The sequence below is a fragment of the Micromonospora sp. NPDC050695 genome (genome assembly GCF_040654415.1).
GTDB lineage: Bacteria > Actinomycetota > Actinomycetes > Mycobacteriales > Micromonosporaceae > Micromonospora.
This window is the reverse complement of record NZ_JBFAHZ010000012.1, coordinates 74,890-95,854: the sequence shown is the minus strand read 5'-3', so window position 1 is coordinate 95,854 and position 20,965 is coordinate 74,890. Positions and strand designations below refer to the sequence as shown.

Here is a 20,965-nt window from a genome sequence, read left to right as displayed (position 1 = left end):
AGGGCTTCCGGTGACGCAAACCTCTTGATCAACAGCGTTCAGGCGCCGGGCGCCGGGCTCACCAGTTGGTGGAGCCTTGGACCTTGGGCCAGGGCTTGGACGTTGGCTTGATCAGGTACGCGATGCCGCCGGAGCCGCCGGAGGTGCCGCCGCTGGCGTTGGTGCGCTTGGTCCGCAGCCAGATCTGCTCGAACTGCGCACGCTTGTAGACGTTGCGGACCACGTCGTTGCTGGACGAGGCGGGGTCGTTGACGATCACGTCACCGTCGGCGGTGAAGCCGACCACCACGAACAGGTGCCCGGACGTGCCGTAGTTCGCCCCGTCCAGTTCGCTGGCCAGGAAGGATTGGCTGGTCACCACGGGGATCCCGGCGGCGATGAACCGCTCCAACTCGTCCAGCGAGTGCAGCCGGGTCACCCGTCCCTCCAGGCCGGGGAAGCTGGCCGCGTACGCGGTGTTGAACGGCCAGTTGCCGGCGCCGTCGTACGCGTAGTCGTAGGTCATCCGGGCGGCGTGGTTGACCGTCGGGTCGGGGTAGGTCGGGTCCACCCAGGAGGTGTCGGCCTCCGACGGCTTGCGCCCCCAGTACTCGACGACCATCTCCGTGGAGGTGGGTGAGCACCAGGCCTCGCCGCCGCCGTCGTACTCGGGGTAGTGCCCGGCGTGCACGTTCTGTGAGTAGCGCGGCACCGGGAGTTCGACGCCCCAGGCGATGTGCCCGGCGCTGGGCGGCACGGTGAAGCGGTCCGGCACGGTGGAACTCATCGCGCCGAGCATCCGGACCACCGGCGCGGCGGCCTGCCCGGGTGCCCGGTAGAGGGTCAGCTTCAGCTGGTACGACCGCAGCAGCACCCCGGCGTCGGCGTCGTCGATGCTGAAGGTGTCGGTCCAGATCGTCGACCAGGGGTCGCCCTGCTTGTTGACGCTGGTCCGCTTGATGTCGGTGTCGCCGGAGGCCCAGCGACCCAGGACGTACCACGGGGTCTGGTCGCCACTGGTGTAGCTGCCCTGCATCTCCACCTGGATCCAGGTGCCGGCGGGGGTTTCCGCGTTCCACGAGGCGATCAACTCGGTGGCGTCGAACCCGATCCGGGTCACCGGTGACGTCCAGGTGCCGTACTCCCAGGTGCGGGTGGTGCCGGTGTGCGGATCGGCGTACTCGATGGTGCCGGCCGGACGGGCCAGGGTGACGCCCGCTCGGGCACCGGGCACGACGCGGGTGCCGTCCCGGCTTCCCCGGTGCCAGTCGGCGGGGCCGGACCAGTCCTGGAAGGTGATCTGCTCGTCGTGGACGGTGGCGGGCGGGCGGCCCGCGGTGGCGGGCGCGGCGGTGGCGAGCAGGGTGAACGCGGTGACGCCGGCGAGGGCGGCCGCGTGCAGGCGGGATCTGGCCATGGGTGCTCCGCGGTGTCGAGAGGGACATCGTCGCTGGTCAGTGTTCCGCCTGGAAGGAAGTTTCGCCAGATGTTCGCGGGTGGAAAATCATTGCCGCCACGATGATCCACCTGGGATGCATTGGGCAATCAAGCATATTGATATGACCATGTGACAGATGGTGAAGTGTCCTCCACCGAGCGGGATCTCCCGCCGATCGAGGAGGTAGTCCATGGCCCTCCGCACGCCCATCACTCTCCGCCGCGTCCTGGTGCTCGCCGTCGTCACCGGGCTGGGAATCGTCACCGTCGCCACCGGACCGGTCGCCGCCCAGCCGGCGCCGGACCGCACCGCCGAGCCGGCCGCCGCCGGCTACCGGGTGCTCGGACCGCGAACCTCCGCCGACCGCAGCGCGGTGGCCCGCACCGGAGCCGCCATCGACTACTCCGAACACGGCGTTCTGCACGTCTCGGCCACCGCCGGGGAGGCCGCCGCGATCGGCAAGCTCGGCTTCCGGCTGGAACCGCTCGCCCCGCCGCCCAGCGCCGAGCGCGGGGCCGGCGACGTCGGCACGCTGGCGTTCCCGCCCGCCGACTCCAACTACCACGACTACGCGGAGCTGACCGCCGTCGTGAACCAGGCCGTCGCCGACCATCCGGCCATCGCCCGCAAGATCAGCATTGGTACGTCGTACGAGGGTCGGGACCTGATGGCGGTGAAGATCTCCGACAACGTGGGCACCGACGAGAGTGAACCGGAGATCCTGTTCAACGCCCAACAGCACGCCCGCGAGCACCTGACCGTCGAGATGGCGATCTACCTGCTCAACCTCTTCACCGACAGCTACGGCGGCGACTCCCGGATCACCAACATCGTCAACAGCCGGGAAATCTGGATCGTGCCGACGGTCAACCCGGACGGCAGCGAGTACGACATCGCCACCGGGTCGTACCGGTCCTGGCGCAAGAACCGGCAACCCAACAGCGGTTCGTCCAACGTCGGCACCGACCTGAACCGCAACTGGTCCTACCAGTGGGGCTGCTGCGGCGGCTCGTCCGGCACCACCTCGTCGGAAACCTACCGCGGCCCGTCGGCGTTTTCCGCGCCCGAGACGCAGGCACTGCGTAACTTCGTCAACAGCCGGGTCGTCGGCGGCGCCCAGCAGATCAAGGCGAACATCGACTTCCACACGTACTCGCAGCTGGTGCTCTGGCCCTTCGGCTACACGACCGCCAACAACCCGTCCGGGATGAGCGCGGACCAGTACACCACCTTCGCCACCATCGGCCAGCAGATGGCGGCCACCAACAGCTACACCCCGGAGCAGTCCAGCGACCTCTACATCGCCGACGGCACCAGCATCGACTGGATGTGGGCCACCCACGGCATCTGGGCGTACACCTTCGAGATGTACCCCGGCTCGTCCAGCGGCGGCGGCTTCTACCCGCCCGACGAGGTCATCCCCGCGCAGACCACCCGCAACCGCGAGGCCGTGCTGATGCTCAGCGAGTACGCCGACTGCCCCTACCGGGCCATCGGCAAGCAGGCGCAGTACTGCGGCGGCGGTGGCGGCACCACGGTCTGGTCGGACACCTTCGAGACCGCCACCGGCTGGACCATCAACCCGGCCGGCACCGACACCGCGACCCTCGGGGCGTTCGAGCGGGGTGCCGCCCAGGCGACCACGTCCTCCGGCGCCAAGCAGCTCACCCCGTACGCCGGCGCCAACGACCTGGTCACCGGCCGGCTCGCCGGCTCGGCCGCCGGTGACTACGACGTCGACGGCGGAGTGACGAGCGCCCGTTCCCCGGCGGTGACCCTGCCGTCGTCCGGCACGCTGACCCTCTCGCTGGCCTGGTACCTGGCGCACGGCTCGAACGCCTCGTCGGCGGACTACCTGCGGGTGAGCGTGGTGCACAACGGCGGCACCACCGCACTGCTCACCCAGGCCGGAGCGGCCACCAACCGCAACGGCAGCTGGGCGGTGGCGAACCTCAACCTCACCCCGTACGCCGGCCAGTCCGTCCGCATCCTCGTCGAGGCGGCGGACGCCTCCGGCGCCAGCCTGGTCGAGGCGGCTGTGGACAACGTCACCATCACCTCATCCTGATCGGGTGGGGCCCCGTTCCGCCCCGGCGGGGCCCCACCCCCCGATCCCGAGCCTCCGGATCCGGGACATATCCGTCGTGTATGGCGGTCCGATCGATCGACCAGAGCTGATCCGCTCTTGATCGATCCGGCACGTCCCGGCGGTGCGCTACCGTCTTACCGACCAGTCCGCAGCGAAGCCGGTGCGAAACCCGGCGCTGTCCCGCAACTGTGATGCCCCGCCCGACGGTGGGGACGAGCCAGGTCGCCTGCGGACCGATCGCGACACGCGCTCTCGAGGAAGGGCGCCTCGTGGGCGGGCGTACGAAAGTCCCTGTCGGCGAAGCACACTCCTCGACCGACAGGAGGACCCATGTCCAGACGTACCCCTCGGCTCTTCGCCACGACCCTCGCGGTCGCCGCACTCGCGCTGGGCGCCTGCGCCGAGAAGGCCGACGACACGCCGAGCGCCGGCACCGCGGCCGCCAGCTACCCCGTGACGGTCGGTTCGCTCACCCTCGACAAGCGTCCCGAGAAGATCGTGTCGCTGTCGCCCAGCGCCACCGAGATGCTGTTCGCGATCGGCGCCGGCCCGCAGGTGAGCGCGGTCGACGACCAGTCCAACTACCCGGCCGACGCCCCCAAGAGCGACCTGTCCGGCTTCCAGCCCAACGCCGAGGCGATCGCCGGCAAGAACCCCGACCTGGTCGTGCTCTCCAACGACACCAACAAGATCGTCGACCAGCTCAGCAAGCTGAAGATCCCGGTGTACCTGACCCCGGCGGCCACCACGCTCGACGACTCGTACCGGCAGATCACCGAGCTGGGCACGCTGACCGGGCACGCCGACCAGGCCGCCGACGTCACCGGTCGGATGAAGGACGACATCGCCAAGCTGGTCAAGGACCTGCCGCAGCGCACCACGAAGCTCACCTACTACCACGAGCTGGGCCCGGAGCTGTACAGCGCCACCAGCAAGACCTTCATCGGCTCGCTCTACAGCCAGGTCGGCCTCACCAACATCGCCGACCCCGTCGACGCGGACGGCAAGAACGGCGGCTACCCGCAGCTGTCCCAGGAGTTCATCGTCAACGCCAACCCGGACTTCGTCTTCCTGGCCGACTCCAAGTGCTGCCAGCAGAACGCCGACACGGTCAAGGCGCGCAGCGGCTGGGCCGGCCTCACCGCGGTGAAGAACAGCCAGGTGGTCGCACTGGACGACGACATCGCCTCCCGTTGGGGCCCACGGGTCGTCGACCTTCTCCGGGTGATCATCGACGCGGTCGTCAAGGTGCCCGCGTGACCGCGAACCGTCGGTGACCGCGACACCGCCTCCGTCCCGGCGGGCCGGGCTGCGATCCGGCACCCAGCCCGCCGGGCTGCCCGCCGAGGCCCGGCCTGCGGGGTTGCTGGCCGGGTCGCGGCCTGCCGGGTTGCGTAAGCGCTGGCTGGTCGCGGGCGTGGTCGCGGTGTTCGTGGCGTTGATCGCCGGGGTGTCGCTCGGTCCGGTCAGCCTGCCACCGGGCAGCGTCGCCGCCGAACTGCTCAACCTGATCCCCGGCGTGCACCTCGACAGCGGGCTCTCCGAGCGGGAGATCGCCATCGTCACCGAGCTGCGGCTGCCCCGGGTGGTGCTCGGCCTGCTCGTCGGTGGCCTGCTCGCCCTGGCCGGAGGCTGCTACCAGGGCGTGTTCCGCAACCCGCTGGCCGACCCGTACCTGCTCGGCGTCGCCGCCGGCGCCGGCCTCGCCGTCACCGCGGTGATCGCCCTCGGCGGCGTGGGTCGGCAGGGCGCACTCACCGGCCTGCCGGTGAGCATCCCGCTAGCCGCGTTCGCCGGCTCACTGCTCGCCGTGACGATGACGTACGCGCTCGGGGCGGCCGGCGGGCGAAGCCGATCCCCGGCGATGCTGATCCTGGCCGGGGTCGCGGTCTCCGCCTTCCTCTCCGCCGGGCAGACGTACCTGCTGCAACGCAACGCCGACAGCATCCAGCCGGTCTACTCCTGGCTGCTCGGCCGGCTCGCCACCGCCGGCTGGCACGACGTGCTGCTGGTGCTGCCGTACGCCGCGCTGACCACCGTGGTGGTCCTGCTGCACCGCCGGGAACTGGACGTCCTCGCGGTCGGCGACGACGAGGCGAAGAGCCTCGGCCTGCACCCCCAACGCTCCCGCTACCTGCTGATCGCCGCCGCCTCGCTGGGCACCGCCGCAGCGGTCTCCGCGACCGGGCTGATCGGTTTCGTCGGCATCATCGTGCCGCACACCGTCCGGCTGCTCGCCGGATCGAGCTACCGGGTGATCCTGCCGCTGTCGCTGCTGTTCGGCGCCGCGTTCCTGGCCCTGACCGACGTGGTGGCCCGCACCGTGGTCGCACCGGCCGAACTGCCGATCGGGGTGGTCACCGCACTGCTCGGCGGCCCGTTCTTCGTACTCGTGCTGCGCACGGCACGGCGGGTCCTCACGTGAGCGCCGAACCCGTCGTCGACGCCAGCGCCCCGGCCATCGAGGTGCGGGGGCTGCACGTCAGCCTGGACGGCACGCCGATCCTCGCCGGGATCGACCTCACCGTCGCGGCCGGCGAATGGGTCACCGTGATCGGTCCGAACGGCGCCGGCAAATCGACCCTGCTGCGCGCCGTCGGCGGCCTACTGCCCGCGCCGGGCGCCATCACCCTCTTCGGTACGCCGAGCGCCGCCCTGCGTCGACGGGACCGCGCCCGGGTGGTGGCCACGGTGGCGCAGTCCCCGGTCGTACCGCCCGGCATGTCGGTGCTCGACTACGTGCTGCTCGGCCGCACCCCGTACATCCCGCCGCTGGGCCGGGAGTCGGCCGCCGACGTGGCCGCCGCACACGAGGTGCTCGACCGGTTGGATCTGATCGGCTTCCACCGCCGGGAACTGGCCACCCTCTCCGGAGGTGAACGGCAACGGGTCTTCCTCGCCCGCGCGCTGGCCCAGGGTGCGACGCTGCTGCTCCTCGACGAGCCGACCAGCGCACTCGACATCGGCCACCAGCAGGAGGTGCTGGAACTGGTCGACCAGCTGCGTCGCGAGCACGGCCTCACTGTGCTCGCCACCATGCACGACCTCTCCCTGGCCGGCGAGTACGCCGACCGGATGGTGCTGATCGCCGAAGGCCGGGTCGTGGCGTCGGGAACACCGCACGAGGTGCTGACCGAGCACCTGCTGGCCACCCACTACCGGGCCAGCGTCCGGGTGGTCCCCGGAGCCCACGGCCCCCTGGTGGTCCCCGTCCGCCCCCGCCCCTAACCCCCACCGCGCCCTCGACCCGCCGCCTTGGCCCCCCGCCCCCGTCCTCGACCCGCCGTCTTGGCCCCCCGGCCCCACATCCAGACCCCCGACCTCGCACCCGCCACTCGGAGTTGATCATGGGGTTAGCGTGCGGCAATCGGGCGAATCCTCCGGTCAACCTCATGATCACCGAGGCTGGCGCAGCAAGATCGCGCTCAATCGTGGAAACAGTGGGGTCCTGGCGTGGGGAGGCCACTCCATCAAGGATCGAGCGCGATCTTGGCGCAGGGGCGCAGGGGCGCAGGGGCGCGCGGGTCGTCGGGCGGGGTTAGGGGCCTAGGTCGATCACCGAGAAGAGGGCGCCCTGGGGGTCGCGTAGGGCGGCGAAGCGGCCGGACGGGATGTCGCGGGGCGGGACCAGGATCGTGCCGCCCAGTTCGGCGGCACGGGCTGCGGCGGCGTCCGCGTCGGCCACGGCGAAGTACACCGTCCAGTACGCCGGCAGGTCGGCCGGGAAGTCCTCGGCCAGTGGACGCATCATTCCGGCGACGATCCGCGCCCCGAGCCGCCACCCGGTGTACGTCGTTCCGGCGACCGACTGGTCGTCCGGCTGCCAGCCGAACACCAGCTCGTAGAAGACCTTCGCACCCTCGGGGTCGGGGGTGACCAGTTCGTTCCAGCTCATCGCGCCCGGTACGCCGATCGCTTCGGCGCCGGCCATGGTCAGTGGCTGCCAGACGCTGAAGGTGGCGCCGGCGGGGTCGGCGAAGACCGCCATCCAGCCTCGGTCGAACACCTCGAACGGCGGCACCACCACCTGTCCGCCGGCCCGTTCGACCCGGCCGGCGACCAGTTCGGCGTCGTCGGTGGCGATGTACGTCGACCAGATCGGCACCTGGTCCGGGATCGCCGGTGGTCCCGCCCCGGCGACCGCCCTGCCGTCGAGCTGGAAGACCGTGTAGCCGCCCGCCTGGGGTTCCGGCATCACCCGGCCGGTCCAGCCGAACAGTTCGGGGTAGAAGCGCCGCGCGGCGGTCAGGTCCGGGGTGGCCAGGTCGGCCCAGCAGGGCGTGCCCGGCGGGACGGTGCTCACGGTCAAGACCCCTCTCGGCGGGCGGCCACGGCGGCCCCCCTGCCCGGAATCCTGGCACCGTCCCGCGTCCGTACGGGGCGGAAACGGACGAATCGTCAGCTGAACCGGCGACCCTCGTCCCGCCGGTACGCCCAGCCGGCGAGCGACGCGAGCAGCACCACCCAGACGCCGAGCATGATCAGGGCCAGCGGCTCGACGCGGTAGTCGCCGACCGCCGACCACATCAGTTCGGCCGCGCCCCGGGTGGGCAGGAACGGTGCGATCGTCTCGATGAACCCGGGTGCCTCACCGGGTGCGGAGAGCAGCCCGCCGCCGAACGCGAGCGGCAGGAAGACGACCTGCGCCACGACGATCGCGGCCTTGCTCGGCAGCGAGTAGCCGATGGCGAGCCCCATCAGCGTGAACGGCACCGAGATGACGGCCACCGTGACGGCGGTCAGCAGGAATGCCGCCGGGGTGATCCGGGCCGCGGTGAGCGTCGCGCCGATGACCACGACCGGGATCAGCGAGAGGTACGTCAGCGCCAGTCCGGCCAGCACCCGGCCCGCGAAGCGGGGTGCCGGGCCGGCCGGCAGGGTCCGGGTGTACGGGTTCCACGGCTGGTCGCGGTCCTCGGCGACGCCGACGCCGTACTGGAAGATGTTGGCGCTCATCACCGAGAAGGTGACCATCGACGCGGTGGCGAAGGTCGCGCCGACCGGATCCTCACCGGCGAACGGCACCACAAAGAAGATCATGGCGGCGGCCGGGAAGAAGGCGCTGCCGAACACGGCCACCGGGATCCGGATGATCTCCAGGAGCTGGTAGCGGGCGTGGACCAGGGCGAGCTGCACGGGGGTCGCCTCCTCAGACGGCGGTGGGTCGGCCGCCGGCGGCGGCGGTGGCGGGTTGACCGTCGGTGGCGGGCTGGCCCTCGCCGGTGATCGCGAGGAACGCCTCCTCCAGCGATGTCGGGCGGACCTCCAGGTCGGTGAACGTGGTCCCGGTGGTGACCAGCGCCCGGACCAGCTCGTCGGCGTCGGTGGTGAGCAGGTGCAGCCGACCGTCGATCCGCTCGGTGCGGACCACGCCGGGCAGGTCGGGCAGCTCGTCCGCGACGAGACTCACCCGGCGTACGCCGACGATGCCGCGTACCGCGTCGACGGTGTCGTCGGCGAGCACCCGGCCCTGCCCGATCACCACCACCCGGTGGGCCAGCGCCTCCACCTCCTCCAGGTAGTGGCTGCTGAGCAGGACGGTGCCGCCGTCGTCGTGGAACGCGCGGATCGCGTCCCACAGGGTGTGCCGGGCGGCCACGTCCAGGCCGGTGGTCGGTTCGTCGAGCAGCACCAGCCGGGGTCGGCCGACGAACGCCAGGGCCACGGCCAGCCGGCGGCGCTGCCCACCGGAGAGCCCACCGGTCTGCCGCCGGGCCAGGTCGCCGAGGCCGAAACGGTCGAGGAGTTCGCCCCGGGGCACCGGGTCGGGGTAGTGCGCGGAGACGAAGTCGACGACCTCGCCGACGCGCAGCGTGCCCGGCAGGCCGGTCTCCTGCGGGGTGACGCCGATCTGTCGCCGCGACGCCGGGTCCCGGGGGTCGCCCCCGAACAGCTCGACCCGGCCTGAGCTGGGGCGGCGCAGCCCGACCAGCAGGTTCATCAGGGTGCTCTTGCCGGCGCCGTTCGGGCCGAGCAGGCCGACCAGCTCACCGGCCCGGACTTCCAGGTCGACGCGGTCCAGGGCGAGGACGTCGCCGTACCGGCGGCTGGCCTGGTCGGCTCGGGCGAGGGTCATGACTGCTCCTTCGACGGGGTGGGGTCGAGCAGAGTGCGGATGGCTTCGGTGTACTCCTCGAACGCCAGCCGGCCCCGCCGGCTGAGCCGGATCAGCGTGGTCGGGGTACGTCCACGGTGGGTCTTGCTGACCTCCACGTACCCGGCGTTCTCGAGCTTGCGCAGGTGCACGGAAAGGTTGCCGGCGGTCATCCCCAGCAGCTCCTGTAGGCGGGGGAAGGTGATCCGGTCCCCGTCGCCGAGTGCGGAGAGGCTGGCCACGACGCGCAGCCGGGCCTGGGCGTGGATGACCGGGTCGAGGTCGGTCATCGGGCCCGCCGTCGACGCAGGTGGGCGAGCGTGCCGGCGACGAGGATGCCGCCGCCGCCGGCCACCGCGATCACCAGCGAGTGCCAGCCCGGCCCGGCGAACGTGCCGACCACGTTGATCACGCTGATCCACACGCCCAGCCGGAAGAGGTCTCGGTCCAGCCAGATCGCACCGCCGGCCATGTGCAGCGCGCCGGTCAGCCCGACGGCGGTCGCCGACCAGAGCAGTGCCGCCTGGTCGTGGGGCAGGTGCTCGCTGATCCGGCCGAGCCCCGCGTACACGCTCACCGAGCCCAGGGCCCAGGCGCAGCCGTACCAGCGCCCGCGCCGGGCCGAGTCGCCGGTCACCTGGCCGTACGCCCGCGCGCCGGCCACCGCCTGGATCGCCGCGGCGCACAGCAGCAGGACGAAGAGGACGGTCAGCGGCAGCCAGTCGGGCAGCCGGACGAGCACCCGACCGTCGGGGGAGAAGCGCAGGAAGAACAGCCCGAAGCCGATCAGCCACGCGACGCCCCACGGCCAGTAGAGCACCCGGGAGTCCGGCTCGAGCCGGCGTACCGTCTCTGATCGCTGGTCTTCGATCAACCGGAGCGCGGCCGCGGCGTCGGCCGGCGGCAGGTCGTCGTCGGGGCTCATGCAAACTACTTTAAAACACAAAGTCAACGTCGTGTGCCCCGTGTTCCGCAGGGGGTCACCGACGGCGGCACGCAGTGCCTATGGTGGGTGGCTGTAGCGGCTGACCCGTCGCACAGGACACAGGGGAGGGTCCGTGTCGAGCCCGAACAGAGAACTGGACGTCCAGCCAGAGGCCCTGATGGCGTTCGCCGCGGCGTCCACCGACCGGGCGGCCCGTTTTCGCGAGCTGCACCGCTCGTTCGGCGACGGTCACGTGCCCCGGCACGCCTTCGGGGTGATGCCCGCGTCCTTCAGCCTCGCCGCGACGTACGCCGAGCAGTTCGAGGCGTGCCTGCAGGGGCTGGCCGACGGCGCCGAGGTGATGGCGGACATCGCCGAGGGGCTCCGTGACACCGCCGGGGCGTACACGGGCACCGACGTGGCCAACACCGACATGTTCGTACCGGGCCGCCCGGCCGCCCCCGATGTCATCGCGCCGGGCCCCTGGTCGCCCGGCACCGCTGGCACGACCGGGCCGGTGCCGGCATGAGCACCGAGGCGTTGCAGCGCAACAAGACCTATTTCGAGCAGATCGTCTCGGGCACCCCCGATCCGTTCAAGCCGCTGTCCAACGCGGTGCTCTGGCCCTTCGAGCAGCTCCTTGAACTGGTCGCGGGCGAGCCGGATGACCTGATGCGCGCGGCGCAACTCTGCCTGGACACCGGCGCGGCGGTCCGCGAGATCGCCGGCGAGCAGATCCAGGACCGGGCCCGGCTGCGCGGCTACTGGACGGGCGACGCCGCCGAGAGCTTCCACGCCTCGATGGCCTCGGTGGAGGAGGCCATCGAGGAGCTGGCCAAGGGATTGGATGGCACCAAGGAGGTGCTGGTCGATGCGGCCAACGCGGCCGTCGACGCGTTCAACCTGCTGGTCGAGCTGATCCTCGAGTTCCTGCTCTGGTTCCTCACCGAGGTGATCATCGCGGCGGTGGCGGCGGCGCTCAGCGCCGGCATCTCGCTCGCGGCGACGGTCGTCCGGGTGCTGGCCAAGCTTGCCACCACCGTTGGCCGGATGGTCAAGATCGTGGCGCGCTTCGCGGAGATCCTGACCAAGCTGGCCACCAAGATGCAGAAGGTCGCCGAGTTGCTGATGAGGTACCGCCGGGCGGTGCTGGAGATCCGCAAGGCGAAGAAGGCGTACCGGGCGTGGAACAAGTCCGGCTGGACCGCCGAGGCGAGGGCCTTCCAGATCGAGAAGTTCAAGACCCTCTTCCCGGGCAAGTTCCTGATCAACCAGGCGTCCCCGGTGAACATCCCCGGCCTCGGAGGTTCCCTCCTGGACACCGGGGTGGGGCTGCACGACGTCTCCGACGGCACCAAGGACCGCAACTATCTGGTGGACGGCACCTACCGCGAGGATCTGGGCCCCTACACCAAGGGCGTGCAGAATGTCTTCGACTCAATCCTGACCTGAGGGGACCGACATGACCTTTCCCGGTCTGGACCGCATCGAGGCGCTGGCCCGCAACCTGGACGGTTGGCAGCGTGAGCTGGCCGGCAAGATGGCCGAGCTGGAGGACAGCAGCGCCGAGGGTGTGAGCGACTCCGGCCTGGTCCGGGTCACCGCGTCGGCGGACGGCACGATCGTCTCGACCGACGTCAACGCCCGGGCCATGCGGTTCGACTCGTACACGCTGGCCGAGGAGTTCACCTCCGCCGCCAAGCGCGCCCAGGAGGCGGCCGCCGCCCGCGTACGCGAACTGGTGGGCGAGGTCATGGCCGACGCGCCTGGCGCGAGTCAGCCCCACCAGGATCGGTACTGAGCCGATGGCGGACCTCAGCTACCCGGAACGGCTCACCCACCTCGTCGAGCCGGATGAGCAGGTGCTCGCCGTAGCGAAGACGGGGATCGCCCAGGGCGTCCTGCCGCCCGACCCGCCCCAACCAGCGGACCCGCAGCGGCCGGACGCACCCGGCGCTGGCGGCGTCGTGGCCGGGGTGCTGCTCAACCTGATCTCGCCGCTGGTCTCCTTCGCGGCGGGAGACCGGCTCGTCGACCGCATCACCTACGGGGTGGCCGGTCGCGGCGCACCCGGCTCGGCGGCGTCCACACTGCAGCACTCCCGCCGGCCGGTGCCGCCTGCGACCACGATCGAGGACACCATCCTCGCCGTCACCGACCAGCGGTTCCTCGTCTGCGCGTCCGGGCCGGTCAAGCTCTGGTCGAGCTGGGCCGACGACGAGCGCGCAGCGGCCGAGACGAGGATCGTCTGGTCGGCTCCCCGCACGGCGGTCGCCGACGCCCGGGTGGGTTGGCACCGGCTCAACCCGAAGCGGCTCCGGGTCGAGTTCACCGACGGGTCGTGGCTGGCCTTCACTGTGCCGATCGCCGAGTCCGGCAAGCCGCTGCGCGAGATCGCCGCCGCCCTGACCAGCCGCTGAGCCGCGTCACTCGGCGGCTTCGGCCAGGAGCGGCGGGGGCAGCGGTTCGCTGTGCAGCACCGACAGCCGCGACACGGCTCGGGTGAGCACCACGTACAGCCGGTGCAGCCCGCGCGGTTCGGCCGCGACGATCGCGGCCGGCTCGACCACCACCACGTGGTCGTACTCCAGGCCCTTGACCAGCGTCGCGGGCACCAGGGTGACGCGCTCCGCGGCCGTCACGTCGTCGGCGGTCGCGGTTGCGACACCGGCGGCGGCCAGTGCCGCGCGCAGCCCGTCGACCGCGTCGTCCGCGGCGATCACACCGACCGAGCCGTCGTGCGCGAGCGCCGCGTGCACCTCGGCCACCGTCGCCGAGGTCAGGTCGGTCACCGTACGCACGTCCAGGCCGCCGTCACGGCGCAGCGACTCGGCCGGGGGTACGTCCACAGCGAGCGCCGGCAGCAGCAGGTTCGCGAACGCGACCACCGCCGCGGGCACCCGGAAGCCGACCGTCAACGGGACCACCACGGCGTCCGGCTTGCCCAGGTGGGCCAGGGACTCCCGCCAGTCCGTCGCCGCCCACGGCGCGGTGCCCTGCGCCAGGTCACCGAGCAGGGTGACCGAACCGTGCTCGCTGCGCCGGCCGATGGCGCGGCACTGCATCGGGGAGAGGTCCTGCGCCTCGTCCACCACCACGTGCCCGAACCCGGAGGGCCGTTCCAGCAGCCCGGCCGCCTCGTCGACCAGCACGGCGTCGGCGGCGGTCCAACGGGTCGCCTTCGCGGTGCGGGCCGGTTTCGCCCAGACCAGCAGCGCCTGCTCGGTGTCGCGGAGCAGGCCGTCCGCCGCCGCGGCGAGACGGGCCGGGTCGGACAGCAGGCCGTACACCAGCCCTTCGGGGGTGAGCGCCGGCCAGACCGCGTCCAGGAAGTCGACCACCGGTCGGCACCGGCCCATCCGGCGCAGCCAGGCGTCGCTCGGCGACTCGGCACGCCGCGCCTCGGCCTGCCGTTGCAGCAGGCTCACCACGCGCGCCCGGACCCGCTCCCGGCCGGTACCGTACGGCAGTCCCTCCCGTCGGGTCTCCTCCACGATCCGGTGCAGCGGCTCCAACCCGATCCGCCACCGGAACGACCCGTCGGACACCGTGATCGACTCGGTCGGCGTGCCGATCTGCGCCTGCACCGCGCGGTGCAGCACGCGCGCCATCCGCGCGTCGTGCTTCAGGGCGGCCACCGCCGGCGCCTCGACCGCCCGGACCGGCACCCGGGAGATCAACTCCTCCACTGTGGCCTGCTCGACCTCGACCTCGCCCAAGGCCGGCAGCACCGCCGCGATGTACGACAGGAACGCTCGGTTCGGCCCCACGATCAGCACGCCGGCCCGCCGTAGCCGCTCGCGGTGCAGGTAGAGCAGGTATGCGGCCCGGTGCAGACCGACCGCCGTCTTCCCGGTGCCCGGGGCGCCCTGCACGCAGATCGAGTCGGCCAGGTCTGCCCGGACCAGCTCGTCCTGCTCCGGCTGGATCGTGGCGACGATGTCGCGCATCGGCCCGACACGTGGCCGCTCGATCTCGGCGGTGAGGATCCGGCTGGTCGTGCCCAACTCCTCGCCACGATCCAGCCGCTCATCCTCGAAGCTGGTCAGCACCCCGTTGCTGAACCCGAACCGCCGCCGGACCGTCACCCCCTGCGGATCCCGCGCACTGGCCCGGTAGAACGACCGGGAGACCGGCGCCCGCCAGTCCAGCACCAACGGCTCACCATGCTCATCGGTGACGTGCCGCCGTCCCACGTGATAGCGGTGCCCGTCATGATCGCTGGTGCTGGTGCTGGTGCTGGTGCTGGTGCTGGTGCTGGTGCTGGTGCTGGTGGCTTCGTGGGTCGTGGTCGCGCTGGCCGCGTCCCGGCCGGCTGCTTCCGTGCGGCTTGCCTCCGCGGAGGCTGCTTTCGTGCGGCCTGCCTCCGCGAGGGCTGCTTCCTCGGGGTGCGGGGTTCCGGCGAAGTCGAGGCGGCCGAAGAACAGGGGCGTGGTCGGGTCATCGGCGAGTTCGGCCACCCGGCGGGCCAGCGTGCGGCCGAGGGTCTCCGCGGCGTACGCGTCGCCGGCGACCTGATCACCGGTCGAGAAGAGCGCTTCGGCCCGTTCCCGCATCCGCCGCAGCGCCGCCCGCGACGTGTCCAGGTGTGCGCGCTCGGCGGTCAGATCCGCGTCGAGGCGGGTGCCGTCGGCTGTGGTGCCGTCGGGCTTGGTGTCGTCTGGGTGGGTGTCGAGGTCAAGTGTGGGCATGCTGACGTCCCATCGTTCACACCTGCTGCGCGCTCGCGTGTCCGGGGGCGGATTGGCCGGCCGCCCGGCGCGGGGACGTCCGTTCCGGTGCAGCTCACCTCGGCCGTCAAGCGGGCTGCAACACTACGCCCTCCCCGCCACCCCTTCCACCGAGTTATCACCGCAACCACCCGCGCGTGAGGGCGTGGCGCACCCGGAACACTGTCCCGCCCCAACCGCAACCCACCCCACTCACCTCCCTCGCCCGGCGAGGGCGGCGGGTCCGGTGCCGGTGCGGGCTCACGGCCCGGCGTTGTTTGGGGGTGTCCGGTTTGATCATGGCTTGTTTGATGCCGTCGACGGCGAAGGTGTCGGTGCGGTCGTGCAGGTCGCGGCGGGCGTGGGCGATGTTCGCGCGTCCGGCGAGGCGGAAGCTGGCCAGGGTTCGTGGGGCGGTACCGGTCCTGAGCTGGGAATCGTCTTCTCGAAAAGGTCACGTCCCGGGTCCAGTGCAGACGGTTTTCGATGGACCAATGCTCCCGGGCGTAGGCGTTGGGGTGGTGTGGGCCGGTCAGGTCGGTGGTCAGGCTGACGATGCGGTGGATGATGTCTTTGCTCGTGCGGATGCCGTCGAGTCCGCCGGTGTCGCGGCATAGGCGGAGGACTTGCCGGGCGCCGGGGATCAGGCTGTCGTCGTAGGGTGCGACCTGCAGGGTTCGGCGTGCGGTACGCCTGTGTCCCCGGTCCTCGTCGACGTCGGTGTGATCGATGAACTCGGTGTCGGTACCGGACAGCAAGGCCTGGGCGGCTTGGAGTGCGAGGGCCTGGTTCCCCTTCAGGATCAGCGTGTAGTGGGCGTTCAGTGCTCCGGTGATCAGGCTGGCGGTCTTCTTGCTCGTGGTGCGGGTGCCGCGCAGCAGTTTCCCATCGACCGCGACGGCGGGCAGCAGCCCGGTCGGGACGGGCCGGGTCACCGCCCGCAGCGCGGCGCTGCTCACGTTCCACGGGCTCGTCTTCGGTGGCGGCGATGACCGGGATCGGGGCGTCGCCATGGACGACGTCGGCGGCGTATCCGCAGGTCGCTGCGTCGATGGCGTCACCGTCCAGACCGGCCAGGACCCGCCGGAACGTCCGTTCGCTGGGCAGCGTGTACCGGCCGAGCAGCGGGTTGAACCGGGCCCCGAGGCGGTGCAGGACATCCTGCGGGGTCCGCGCCGCCCACTGCCGGATCGCAGTCACCGAGTCGTTTCCCGCTACCAGCGTGGCGCAGGCGGTCAGCACCAGGATCACCAGCAGCGGATGCCGAAGTCCTCGTAACCGCTGCGGGTCGGGCACCTGCCGGAGCCGGTCGAGCAGCGACGACGCCACCGACAACGGGCGAACCCCACCCGGGTCTACCGCGAGTTCGGCTTCCCACAAGGCCAGCTCGGCGAGGCGGTCGACAACAGGGCTGATCGGGGAAGATGACGACACGAGCGCGACTCCTGAAACGATCTTCTGGCGTAAGCACCCGAAAGATCATCAGAAGTCGCGCTCGTCCACAACTACCGCTCTGCTCGATCCCAACCTGGACAGAATACCTCAAGCCCGAACAACGCCGGGGCCATGGCGGAACCCCTACCGACCACTACAAATACTCGGCATGCCGCGAAACGAGCAAATGGTCAACGTGCCTGAGTCCTGCCATGAGGATTAGGATAGTGGGGAGCCCAGGCAGCAACCTCTCCCGGGCGCACCATGGCAGACGCCCCGGAGCTTCCCCTCACCACCGATAATGGGCGACTGAAAGAACGCGTTGAAGCGGCGACGGTACGGAAGGTGACGCCGAAAGGGGCGGCATCTATTCCGGCCATTGCCTCAGCTTTGGTCAGCGGCGATACAAGTTTCGCCACTTTCGAATCCAGGGCAGCCTCCCTTGACCCGCAATCTTGGATAAGGGTGCCGAAGGCATGAGCTCTTGAAGCCACCGTAGACAACAACTCCTTCTCGCGCGCATGATCGTTATACCGCGCAGTCCCTCCCCATATTCGTTTCGACGCTTCAACGTCGGCGCTACCGTCAATTAGCGTCAGAAGTTGTTCCCACCGCGAACCCGTATTCTCGCAGGCCGCCCTTTCCCAATCGTTCCAAAACTTCTGCAAGCCGGTATCACTCCCCCGCAGACTTGCCGGTAGGTCGTCACCGGCATAGATTCGGCAGGACAGCTCCTCCAAAGCCATCCTATGGAGCGTTTCGGCAGTCGGCATTCCCATAGCTACTCCCATCGCTGGCGCAGGTTCCGTGGCCCCATAGGAAACCACTGGATACAACGGACATCGCGAGCTTGAGGTTCAACCACTCCACCTGGGGCAGGCACATTCCGGACCAGGGCCATTGCGTAGTCCGTTTGCGCAGATCAGCCCCAGCTGCAGCCCCGTCGTGGCGATCCCGGTCCGTTGGGCCTGCAGGGCCGCCCAAGCTCCCCGCCTGCACGGCGCACTGCTGGCCCGCGAAGGCTGCCGGCTACGACTACCCCCTGCTCGACGGCACCCTCATCGAAACCGACCGGATCACCACGCCAGGATCCACCCCCGGCGGCGTCAACGTGATCGAGGTCTTCTTCATTCGGGAGACGCTGGGTGGCTCGGCCACCACGTTCGGACTGGTCAGCGCGGCGTGGTCGGCCGGCATGCTGCCCGGCGCCTGGTTCGCGGCCCGACTCGCCCGTCGGCTTCGACGTCGTGTGCGGGGACGAGGTGTACGGCGCCTGCACGTAGCTGCGGGAGTTCTTCGAACACCAGCAGCGAGCGTACGTGCTGCGGGTGGCCTCCACGTTCCTGCTGGACCTCGGTGCCGGTGTGCGGTTGACCTGCTGGTCCGCCGCCACCGACGCACCGGCGAGCTGGCGTTTCACTACTGCTACCAACCCGACGGGCAGCCGAAGAGCCATGACCCGGCTGATCCGCGCCGCCGGACTACGCTGGTCAGTCGAGGAGGACTTCGAGTTCGGCAAGGACGAGTTCAGCCTCGACCAGTGCCAGGCCCGCCTCTACGGCGCGATCACCCCCCGACCAGGCCCCGCCAGTAGGCCCCGGCCAGATCCCCCTGACCGTCCCCGAAACCCGACGACTGACCAGACTCACCCACCAGCCGAAACCACCCCACCACGCAGAACACCGGACCGGCTGGCATGCCGCGAAACGAGCAAATGGTTACCTTGGATGTAACCCGCGAGCAGGATCACCAAAAGCGAAAGCCCAGGCAGCTGTTCCCGGGCGCACGATGCCAGGCACCCCGGAGCTTCCCCTCGCCGCCGATAACGGCAGGCCGTTGAAAGAATTAGTTGCAGCGGCGACGGCACGCTGGGCGGCGTCGGAACGGGGGAGGAAAATTTGGGATCTTGCCTCGGCCCGGGTCTGCGAGCTTACAAAATCCTCCAATTTCGATTTCAGGGCAGCCTTCCTCGACCCGAAGTGTAGGATACGGGCGCCGAAGTGATGAGCTTTTATAGCCACCGAAACCAACAATGACTTCTCTTGCTCATGATCGCCATAGCGCGCAGTCCCTGCCTTTATTCGTTCCGACGCTTCATGGTCGGCCTTATCGGCAATTATCGCCGTACGCTCTACCCACGCCACATGCGGATAATCGCGGGCCTGATCTTCCCACTCGTTCCAAAACTTCTGCAACCCGGTATCACTCCCCCGCAGACTTTTTGGCAGGTCGTCATCGGCATAGAGTGGCATGTTTAGCTCCTCCAAAGCCATCCTATGGAGCGTTTCGACAGTCGGCTTTCCCATAGCTACTCCCATCGCTGGCGCAGGTTCCGCGGCCCCACAGGGAGCCACTGGATACAACGGACACCGCGAGCTTAAGGTTCAACCCTGATTCTTCGTGGGTCTGGCGTCGATCGATGACCAGCGAGCTTGCATCGTTGATGGTGGATGTATCGGCTCTGTTGGGTGTGGTTGTGGGCCGGCTGTCGCGCCGGTGGCGTGGTCTCCTGGGGTTCCTCCTGGTCGTTGGGGCGGTGGTGTGGGTGCTCGCTCAGGTGGCGGGCATGGGCATTCGGCGGATGATCTCGATCGCGGTGGCCAGGTCGGTGGCCCAGGGCCAGGTTCGGGGTAGGCGTAGCCCCCGGTAGCGGCGGGCTTGGACCAAGCGTGCGGGGGTCTGGAAGATCTGGTAACGCAGTGTTTTGGGCTCGGCCTTGGCCAGGGCGCTGGTCAGCGCGTAGAGGCGCATCCACGCGGTGAGGTCCACGGCGATGGTGACGGCGGCGCAGCAGGCCTTGTTGACCTGCCATTGTTTGGACGGCAGATGCCCGAGGCCGGTGTCCTTGGTGGTGCGTACGTCGTCGTCGACGCGGGCGTGTACGCGGTGACGGGTGTCGGCGCGCTGCACGGACAGGCCGTCCGGGCCGTGGGCGCCGGTGTTGGTGACGAACGCCGAGTACCGGTAGCCGCAGGTGTCGAACAGGGTGGCTTGTTCGTGGTCGAACAGCTTGCGCCGGCGCACGATGACCCGCATCGCTTTCGGCCGTTTCAGGCCGGTCAGCCGCTCGCGGAGCAGGTCGGTGATCTCGGTGACCTGAAGGCCCGTCTTCGCGAACCTGCTCACCGCCCGTCGGGTGCCGGAGGCGATGCGCGCCCGTGCGTACGCCAGTTACGGGGCCGCCGTGCAGGGTGGCTCGATGGCCGGGTTCCTGGTCGGTGGGGCGCTGCTCGCGGCCGTGTCGCCCCGGCCGCTGATCGCCGGAACCGGTGCGGCCGGGCTTCTGGTGGTGCTGGCGTTCGTGCCGATGGTCACCCGGGCCGTGCGGCGGCCGTCGCTGGACCCCGCTGGTGCGGATGCGGGATGAGCCACTTCGCGTCGGCCCGCCGAGCCCGAGCCGGACGCCGGGGATACGGTCGGGGCATGGCTGAGCGCATCGCACGCCCGCGGGTCGGGCACATCCAGTTCCTGAACTGCCTGCCGATCTACTGGGGTCTGATGCGCTCGGGTGCCCTGCTCGACGTGGATCTGCACAAGGACTCGCCGGACCGGTTGAGTGCCGCGCTCGTCGCCGGTGATCTGGACATCGGCCCGATCACCTTCGTGGAGTATCTGAAGCACGCCGACGAGTTGCTGCTCCTGCCGGACCTGGCGGTGGGCAGCGACGGGCCGGTGCTCTCGGTCAACATCGTGTCCACGAAGCCGCTGGGCGAGCTGGACGGCGCCCGGGTGGCGCTCGGTTCGACCTCGCGTACCGGGGTGCTGCTGGCCCAGCTGCTACTCGCCGACCAGTACGGTGTGCGGCCCGACTACTTCCGCTGCCCGCCGGACCTGACCCAGATGATGCTGGAGGCCGACGCCGGCGTGCTGATCGGGGACGTCGCGTTGCGGGCGCTGTACGAGGCACCGCAGCTGGGCCTGACCGTCACCGACCTCGGGCAGGCCTGGCGGGAGTGGACCGGGCTGCCGATGGTCTTCGCCGTCTGGGCGGTACGCCGAGACTTCGCCACCGCCCACCCGGGCCTGGTCAAGGAGGTGCACGAGGCGTTCCTGCGCTCGCGTGACCTCTGCCTGGCCGAGCTGGATCAGGTCGCCGAGGCGGCGGCCCGGTGGGAGACGTTCGACGCCGCGACGCTGGCCACGTACTTCCGGACGCTGGACTTCTCCCTCGGTGACCGGCAGGTCGCCGGGCTGCGGGAGTTCGCCCGCCGCGCCGCCGTGATCGGCGAGACGCCGGCGTTGCCCGACGGCGGCCCCGAGTTCTTCGCCGGCTGAGCCGCCGGCCTGCGGCCCGCTC

Annotated in this window: 20 protein-coding genes and 1 pseudogene; 11 read left to right on the top strand and 10 right to left on the bottom strand. The window is 70.4% G+C overall.

What is annotated here, in order from left to right; genetic code table 11:
• Positions 1 to 58: 58 nt before the first annotated feature.
• Entirely contained in the window at positions 59 to 1,396 is a 1,338-nt protein-coding gene (locus tag AB0H52_RS12245) for a C39 family peptidase (protein ID WP_278125143.1), read from the bottom strand.
• Positions 1,397 to 1,607: 211 nt separating this feature from the next.
• Between AB0H52_RS12245 and AB0H52_RS12240 the strand changes: the two genes are divergently transcribed.
• The 4 genes from AB0H52_RS12240 (at position 1,608) to AB0H52_RS12225 (ending at position 6,734) form a co-directional block, all read left to right on the top strand.
• A complete protein-coding gene (locus tag AB0H52_RS12240; RefSeq protein WP_357946917.1) occupies positions 1,608 to 3,485 on the top strand; it encodes a M14 family zinc carboxypeptidase in 1,878 nt (625 codons plus the stop codon).
• 351 nt (positions 3,486 to 3,836) lie between these two features.
• The gene (locus AB0H52_RS12235) at positions 3,837 to 4,766 is read left to right on the top strand and encodes an ABC transporter substrate-binding protein (protein ID WP_357946914.1); all 930 of its coding nucleotides are present in this window, start codon (positions 3,837 to 3,839) and stop codon (positions 4,764 to 4,766) included.
• Between the two features lie 76 nt (positions 4,767 to 4,842).
• Positions 4,843 to 5,931, top strand: a complete 1,089-nt coding sequence (locus tag AB0H52_RS12230) for an iron ABC transporter permease (protein WP_278127121.1) — start codon at positions 4,843 to 4,845, stop codon at positions 5,929 to 5,931.
• 35 nt (positions 5,932 to 5,966) lie between these two features.
• Positions 5,967 to 6,734 carry an ABC transporter ATP-binding protein gene (locus tag AB0H52_RS12225; RefSeq protein ID WP_357946981.1) on the top strand — a complete coding sequence of 256 codons (768 nt, stop codon included), beginning with the start codon at positions 5,967 to 5,969 and terminating at the stop codon, positions 6,732 to 6,734.
• Between the two features lie 310 nt (positions 6,735 to 7,044).
• Here the strand turns inward: AB0H52_RS12225 and AB0H52_RS12220 are convergent, their stop codons facing one another.
• The 5 genes from AB0H52_RS12220 to AB0H52_RS12200 form a co-directional block, all read right to left on the bottom strand.
• Positions 7,045 to 7,809 (bottom strand): VOC family protein, encoded by a 765-nt coding sequence (locus AB0H52_RS12220; protein WP_357946911.1) that lies wholly within the window; start codon positions 7,807 to 7,809, stop codon positions 7,045 to 7,047.
• Positions 7,810 to 7,904: 95 nt separating this feature from the next.
• On the bottom strand, positions 7,905 to 8,642 hold the full coding sequence (locus AB0H52_RS12215; RefSeq protein WP_151492860.1) for an ABC transporter permease: 738 nt from the start codon (positions 8,640 to 8,642) through the stop codon (positions 7,905 to 7,907).
• A gap of 13 nt (positions 8,643 to 8,655) precedes the next feature.
• Positions 8,656 to 9,582 carry an ABC transporter ATP-binding protein gene (locus tag AB0H52_RS12210; protein ID WP_357946908.1) on the bottom strand — a complete coding sequence of 309 codons (927 nt, stop codon included), beginning with the start codon at positions 9,580 to 9,582 and terminating at the stop codon, positions 8,656 to 8,658.
• Complete coding sequence (locus AB0H52_RS12205; RefSeq protein ID WP_357946905.1) at positions 9,579 to 9,890, bottom strand: transcriptional regulator; 312 nt, start codon at positions 9,888 to 9,890, stop codon at positions 9,579 to 9,581. The genes AB0H52_RS12210 and AB0H52_RS12205 overlap by 4 nt, the downstream gene beginning before the upstream one ends.
• Positions 9,887 to 10,525, bottom strand: a complete 639-nt coding sequence (locus tag AB0H52_RS12200; protein ID WP_151492863.1) for a transporter — start codon at positions 10,523 to 10,525, stop codon at positions 9,887 to 9,889. The genes AB0H52_RS12205 and AB0H52_RS12200 overlap by 4 nt, the downstream gene beginning before the upstream one ends.
• Positions 10,526 to 10,658: 133 nt before the next feature.
• On the opposite strand from AB0H52_RS12200, the gene AB0H52_RS12195 reads away from it, so the two are divergent.
• The 4 genes from AB0H52_RS12195 to AB0H52_RS12180 are packed head-to-tail and all read left to right on the top strand — an operon-like array spanning position 10,659 to position 12,945.
• Positions 10,659 to 11,054 (top strand): type VII secretion target, encoded by a 396-nt coding sequence (locus AB0H52_RS12195; RefSeq protein ID WP_151492864.1) that lies wholly within the window; start codon positions 10,659 to 10,661, stop codon positions 11,052 to 11,054.
• Complete coding sequence (locus AB0H52_RS12190) at positions 11,051 to 11,977, top strand: WXG100 family type VII secretion target (RefSeq protein ID WP_151492865.1); 927 nt, start codon at positions 11,051 to 11,053, stop codon at positions 11,975 to 11,977. Before AB0H52_RS12195 ends, AB0H52_RS12190 begins: the two co-directional genes overlap by 4 nt.
• A 10-nt stretch (positions 11,978 to 11,987) precedes the next feature.
• Positions 11,988 to 12,326, top strand: a complete 339-nt coding sequence (locus AB0H52_RS12185; RefSeq protein ID WP_151492866.1) for a YbaB/EbfC family nucleoid-associated protein — start codon at positions 11,988 to 11,990, stop codon at positions 12,324 to 12,326.
• A 4-nt stretch (positions 12,327 to 12,330) separates the two neighbouring features.
• Positions 12,331 to 12,945, top strand: coding sequence for a hypothetical protein (locus AB0H52_RS12180; RefSeq protein WP_151492867.1), 615 nt, complete (start codon positions 12,331 to 12,333; stop codon positions 12,943 to 12,945).
• Between the two features lie 6 nt (positions 12,946 to 12,951).
• On the opposite strand, the gene AB0H52_RS12175 is transcribed toward AB0H52_RS12180, so the two are convergent.
• Together AB0H52_RS12175 and AB0H52_RS12170 are read right to left on the bottom strand one after the other, a co-directional pair.
• Positions 12,952 to 15,216, bottom strand: coding sequence for an AAA family ATPase (locus tag AB0H52_RS12175; RefSeq protein ID WP_357946900.1), 2,265 nt, complete (start codon positions 15,214 to 15,216; stop codon positions 12,952 to 12,954).
• Positions 15,217 to 15,531: 315 nt separating this feature from the next.
• The gene (locus tag AB0H52_RS12170; RefSeq protein WP_357946978.1) at positions 15,532 to 16,485 is read right to left on the bottom strand and encodes a transposase family protein; all 954 of its coding nucleotides are present in this window, start codon (positions 16,483 to 16,485) and stop codon (positions 15,532 to 15,534) included.
• 1,282 nt (positions 16,486 to 17,767) lie between these two features.
• On the opposite strand from AB0H52_RS12170, the pseudogene AB0H52_RS12165 reads away from it, so the two are divergent.
• Positions 17,768 to 17,908: pseudogene (locus AB0H52_RS12165) on the top strand (MFS transporter); the annotation flags it as partial.
• Between the two features lie 478 nt (positions 17,909 to 18,386).
• Here AB0H52_RS12165 and AB0H52_RS12160 read toward each other — a convergent pair.
• Together AB0H52_RS12160 and AB0H52_RS12155 are read right to left on the bottom strand one after the other, a co-directional pair.
• The gene (locus tag AB0H52_RS12160; RefSeq protein ID WP_357946898.1) at positions 18,387 to 18,920 is read right to left on the bottom strand and encodes a hypothetical protein; all 534 of its coding nucleotides are present in this window, start codon (positions 18,918 to 18,920) and stop codon (positions 18,387 to 18,389) included.
• Positions 18,921 to 19,221: 301 nt separating this feature from the next.
• Complete coding sequence (locus AB0H52_RS12155; protein WP_357946895.1) at positions 19,222 to 19,794, bottom strand: transposase; 573 nt, start codon at positions 19,792 to 19,794, stop codon at positions 19,222 to 19,224.
• A 22-nt stretch (positions 19,795 to 19,816) separates the two neighbouring features.
• Here AB0H52_RS12155 and AB0H52_RS12150 point away from each other — a divergent pair, with 22 nt between their 5' ends.
• Together AB0H52_RS12150 and AB0H52_RS12145 are read left to right on the top strand one after the other, a co-directional pair.
• Complete coding sequence (locus AB0H52_RS12150) at positions 19,817 to 20,035, top strand: hypothetical protein (RefSeq protein ID WP_192580198.1); 219 nt, start codon at positions 19,817 to 19,819, stop codon at positions 20,033 to 20,035.
• Positions 20,036 to 20,091: 56 nt separating this feature from the next.
• On the top strand, positions 20,092 to 20,943 hold the full coding sequence (locus tag AB0H52_RS12145; RefSeq protein WP_151489171.1) for a menaquinone biosynthesis protein: 852 nt from the start codon (positions 20,092 to 20,094) through the stop codon (positions 20,941 to 20,943).
• Positions 20,944 to 20,965: the final 22 nt, after the last annotated feature.

Excerpts from the sequence above, each read along its gene's own strand:
- AB0H52_RS12160 (WP_357946898.1), bottom strand. The coding sequence starts at position 18,920 with ATGCCACTCTATGCCGATGACGACCTGCCAAAAAGTCTGCGGGGGAGT.
- AB0H52_RS12150 (WP_192580198.1), top strand. The coding sequence starts at position 19,817 with ATGCGCGCCCGTGCGTACGCCAGTTACGGGGCCGCCGTGCAGGGTGGC.
- AB0H52_RS12190 (WP_151492865.1), top strand. The coding sequence starts at position 11,051 with ATGAGCACCGAGGCGTTGCAGCGCAACAAGACCTATTTCGAGCAGATC.
- AB0H52_RS12185 (WP_151492866.1), top strand. The coding sequence starts at position 11,988 with ATGACCTTTCCCGGTCTGGACCGCATCGAGGCGCTGGCCCGCAACCTG.
- AB0H52_RS12240 (WP_357946917.1), top strand. The coding sequence starts at position 1,608 with ATGGCCCTCCGCACGCCCATCACTCTCCGCCGCGTCCTGGTGCTCGCC.
- AB0H52_RS12200 (WP_151492863.1), bottom strand. The coding sequence starts at position 10,525 with ATGAGCCCCGACGACGACCTGCCGCCGGCCGACGCCGCGGCCGCGCTC.
- AB0H52_RS12235 (WP_357946914.1), top strand. The coding sequence starts at position 3,837 with ATGTCCAGACGTACCCCTCGGCTCTTCGCCACGACCCTCGCGGTCGCC.
- AB0H52_RS12145 (WP_151489171.1), top strand. The coding sequence starts at position 20,092 with ATGGCTGAGCGCATCGCACGCCCGCGGGTCGGGCACATCCAGTTCCTG.
- AB0H52_RS12210 (WP_357946908.1), bottom strand. The coding sequence starts at position 9,582 with ATGACCCTCGCCCGAGCCGACCAGGCCAGCCGCCGGTACGGCGACGTC.
- AB0H52_RS12175 (WP_357946900.1), bottom strand. The coding sequence starts at position 15,216 with ATGCCCACACTTGACCTCGACACCCACCCAGACGACACCAAGCCCGAC.
- AB0H52_RS12245 (WP_278125143.1), bottom strand. The coding sequence starts at position 1,396 with ATGGCCAGATCCCGCCTGCACGCGGCCGCCCTCGCCGGCGTCACCGCG.
- AB0H52_RS12205 (WP_357946905.1), bottom strand. The coding sequence starts at position 9,890 with ATGACCGACCTCGACCCGGTCATCCACGCCCAGGCCCGGCTGCGCGTC.
- AB0H52_RS12180 (WP_151492867.1), top strand. The coding sequence starts at position 12,331 with ATGGCGGACCTCAGCTACCCGGAACGGCTCACCCACCTCGTCGAGCCG.